Source organism: Mariniradius saccharolyticus AK6 (genome assembly GCF_000330725.2).
GTDB lineage: Bacteria > Bacteroidota > Bacteroidia > Cytophagales > Cyclobacteriaceae > Mariniradius > Mariniradius saccharolyticus.
In genome coordinates this window covers 1-3904 of the sequence record NZ_AMZY02000038.1, presented here as the reverse complement: position 1 = coordinate 3904, position 3904 = coordinate 1, and the positions used below count along the sequence as shown (strand labels likewise).

Below are 3904 nucleotides of genomic sequence, written 5' to 3'. Positions count from 1 at the left end.
GTTATTGAGTTATTGGGTTATTGGGTTATTGGGTTAGAAGGTTAAAAGGTTGGGAGGTAGTGAGGTAGTGAGGTTATTGAGTTATTGAGTTACTGGGTTATTAGAGGCGAGTCTGTCTGGCTGGATATGGAACGGCGACATAAAAGGCATGAAGATCCTGTTTTCGGAAAAGCAGGACAACGGGGACAAGAAAGTCCAATTCTAGGCCTACTCACAAAGCGCTGGCCGGCCCGGCGGACTTTCGTTCCTCCGCGCGATCTAACCAAACACATTGTGTAGTTTGTGGAATTGACCACCTCACACCTACCCTCTCCACCAGAAGAGGGAGACTAGGTGGCTGAGAGTTTTCTCCAAAAACCGGGAAGCGAAAAAGTTGCTGACTAATTCCCTTCAAAATTGGAATTGTTCCATAACTCTTTTCTCCTCTGTCACTTTTTTCTTGATAAAAAAGTAACCAAAAAATCAAGAAAGTCCGATCCTAGGCTAACACACAAGGCCCGTGCCGGCCCGGCGGACTTTCATTCCTCCGCGCGACCGATTGAGGTAATTTGTGCAGTTTCTAGTACCGAAATAGAACTGCCAAGTGCGGACAAGCAGGTGGACCAACAAGCCACCCCGGAGCGGGTGGAATCACTATTTGCCCCGGGTAAGGTGCTTCTGCACTCCCTTTCTCTGGGGGATTCCTTATGCACCGCAACCCGGGGGAAAAAATTCAGTGCCGTCTTGGATTTTTGGGAGCAGGAAGTTTGAGATTGGATTTTGGTTTCCACCAAAAACCAGGAAGCGTTGTAGGGGACAGTTTTGGTCATTCTCAACGCTCAAAAAGTACCTTGATCTCTTTTCCCCTGTTACTTTTTTCTTGTCAAAAAAAGAAACCAAAAAAGTACAAGAAAGCCTAATCCTAGGCTAACGCACAAGGCCCTGGCCGGCCCGGCGGACTTTCGCTCCTCCGCGCGGGCTAAAAATGTATTTTGTCCAGATCAAGGACAGTGAGCCCCGAAGGACAGGCATCCGATGCGGAATTACAAATTCCGATTTATTGGAAGGCGTAATTGCAAATCACTCCTAGGTCAAGTACACTGATTATGCCGAAGACCCAGAAGTAAGGTCTAGCTATCCCCTAGTTTGGTACTGCTTTGGTACTGCTTTGCACCTAGACTGGTAATACTTTGCTAGTAGGCTGGTAAAGCTTTGGTGGTAGGTTAATGCCGGTCTGATCTAAGGTAAAAAAGTTATTGGGTTATTGGGTTAGAAGGTTAAAAGGTTGGGAGGTTGGGAGGTTGGGAGGTTATTGAGTTACTGGGTTATTGGGTTAGAAGGTTAAAAGGTTGGAAGGTTGGAAGGTTATTGGGTTATTGGGTATTGGGTTATTGGTGCGGATCTGTCCGGCTGGATACGGAACGGCGACATAAAAGGTATGAAGATCCTGCTTTCGGAAAAGCAGGATAACGGGGACAACAAAGTCCGATCCTAGGCCTACCCACAAAGCGCTGGCCGGCCCGGCGGACTTTCGTTCCCCCGCGCGGTCAAAAAAAGCATTTTGTCCAGATTTAGGTGAATGAGCCCCGAAGGGGCGCAATCCTACAGCGAAGGGTGAAGCCCTTCGCTAATGGAAGGCAATTCTCCCCCAAGCCCTGAAGGGGCGGCATCAGTTGCGGAATTACAAATTCCGCTTTATAAGAAGGCGTGATTTCAAATCAGGCCTAGCATACTCGAAATCCTGCTTTCGGTAAAGCAGGATAACCGGGATAAAAAATTGTCGGCCAAATGGTGAAGGCCAGCATTCCAATTTAAGCGCAATACTGATGCTTATGAAATAGCCTGCTTGAAGTAGGCGATGGTTTTCGTAAGACCTTCTTCCAACTGGACTTTAGGTTCCCAGCCAAGTTCTTTTTTGGCCAAGTCAATCACTGGCTGACGCTGCATGGGGTCATCTTGGGGCAAAGGCAAAAACTTGAGCTTGCTCTTGCTTCCCGTAATTTGGAGGACCTTCTCCGCCAACTCCAACATCGTGAATTCACCGGGGTTTCCGATGTTTACGGGACCCGTAAAGCCTGGTCTGGAATTCATCAGGCGGTACATGCCTTCGATCAGGTCGTCCACATAACAGAAACTTCGGGTTTGCATCCCATCCCCAAAAATCGTAATGTCTTCTCCCCTGAGGGCCTGCACAATGAAATTACTTACCACACGGCCATCATTGGGGTGCATTCTCGGGCCGTAGGTATTGAAAATCCGCATGACCTTGATATCCACCTTGTGCTGGCGGTGGTAATCAAAAAACAAAGTCTCCGCACAACGCTTTCCTTCGTCATAGCATGCACGAATTCCAATCGTATTGACAGATCCCTTGTAAGACTCTGGCTGTGGATGTATCTCCGGATCACCATATACTTCCGAAGTACTGGCCTGCAAGATTCGAATTTTTAAGCGCTTCGCCAATCCCAGCATGTTGATGGCCCCGATAACAGAGGTCTTGGTGGTCTGTACCGGGTCAAACTGGTAGTGGACCGGACTGGCGGGGCAGGCCAAATTGTAAATCTGGTCCACCTCCACAAACAAAGGAAAGGTCACATCATGGCGCAGGAACTCGAAACGTTTGTTATCCATCAAGTGGTGCACATTCACTTTTCTGCCTGTAAAGAGGTTGTCGACACATAGTACCTCATTGCCTTCATTCAACAGGCGTTCGCACAAATGCGAACCTAAAAACCCGGCACCGCCGGAAACCAAAATTCTTTTCATCCTTTTTCCTAAAAGAAGCAAAGAAAGGGAATTTTTGTCAATCTGCAATTTTTTGATGGCGTGGGAAAATGTGATTTTTGGATTAGGAATGTAGAATGGTGAGGTTAAAGAGTTATTGGGTTATTGGGTTATTGGGTTAAAAAGTTAAAGGGTTGAAAGGTTGTAATGTTTAAATGTTTAAACGTTTTTAGATCAGAGGTATGAAAGGATACTGTGGTTTCGGAAGAAGAGCATATTGTTTTATCGGAAAAGATCGTCAATAAGGAATTAAATGCGTTGAGGTTGGGATCCGCTCGAGATATGTGGCCTTTCAGCCGCGTAGAGGCGTTTTGATTGTAGCTTGCCGGGACCCATTTACCTCACGAGTCCAGAGGGGGACTGGGATGTTGGGAAGTTGGAAGGTTAGAAGGTTAAAAAGTTATTGGGTTACTGGTGACGAATCAATTCGGCTGGATTTGGAAAGGCAACATGCGGGGTATGAGGATCTTGCTTTCGGAAAAGCAGGATAATATGATCATGAATGGGAATTTTAAATTCGAATGTATATGAAGGCGTAATTACAAATCACGCCTAGCCGAGGGTGTCTGGAAGTTAGGAAGTTGGAAGGTTAAAGGGCTAAAAAGTTATTGTTTATTGGGTTACTGGTGGCGAATCAATTCCGCTGGATTTGGAAAGGCAGCATGAGGGGTATAAGGATCCTGCTTTCGGAAAAGCAGGATAGCGGAAAAAAGGCAGCAAAAAGTGCCATTACCTCGAATGAGTCAACGTTACCAAATTGTCCGACGGTGCAACTGTCGCACAACAAAAAAGCCTGCATTTGGAAAAGCGGGATAAGATGATCATGAATCCGGGAATTTTAAATTCCAATGAATATGAAGGCGTAATTACAAATTACGCCTAGCCGAGGGGGGACTGGGATGTTGGGAAGTTGGAAGGTTAAAAGGTTAAAAAGTTATTGTTTATTGGGTTACTGGTGGCGAATCAATCCGGATGGATTTGGAAAGGCAGCATGAGGGGGTGACTGGGATGTTGGGAAGTAGGGGTGTCTGGAAGTTAGGAAGTTGGAAGGTTGGAAGGTTAAAAGGTTAAAAAGTTATTGGTTATTGGGTTACTGGTAGCGAATCAACCCGGATGGATTTGGAAAGGCAGCATGAGGGGG

General features: G+C 46.4%; 1 protein-coding gene. It reads right to left on the bottom strand.

Annotated features, from left to right (window positions below):
• Positions 1-1809: 1809 nt before the first annotated feature.
• A complete protein-coding gene (locus C943_RS21170) occupies positions 1810-2745 on the bottom strand; it encodes a UDP-glucuronic acid decarboxylase family protein (protein WP_040481813.1) in 936 nt (311 codons plus the stop codon).
• Positions 2746-3904: the final 1159 nt, after the last annotated feature.

Excerpts from the sequence above, each read along its gene's own strand:
- C943_RS21170 (WP_040481813.1), bottom strand. The coding sequence starts at position 2,745 with ATGAAAAGAATTTTGGTTTCCGGCGGTGCCGGGTTTTTAGGTTCGCAT.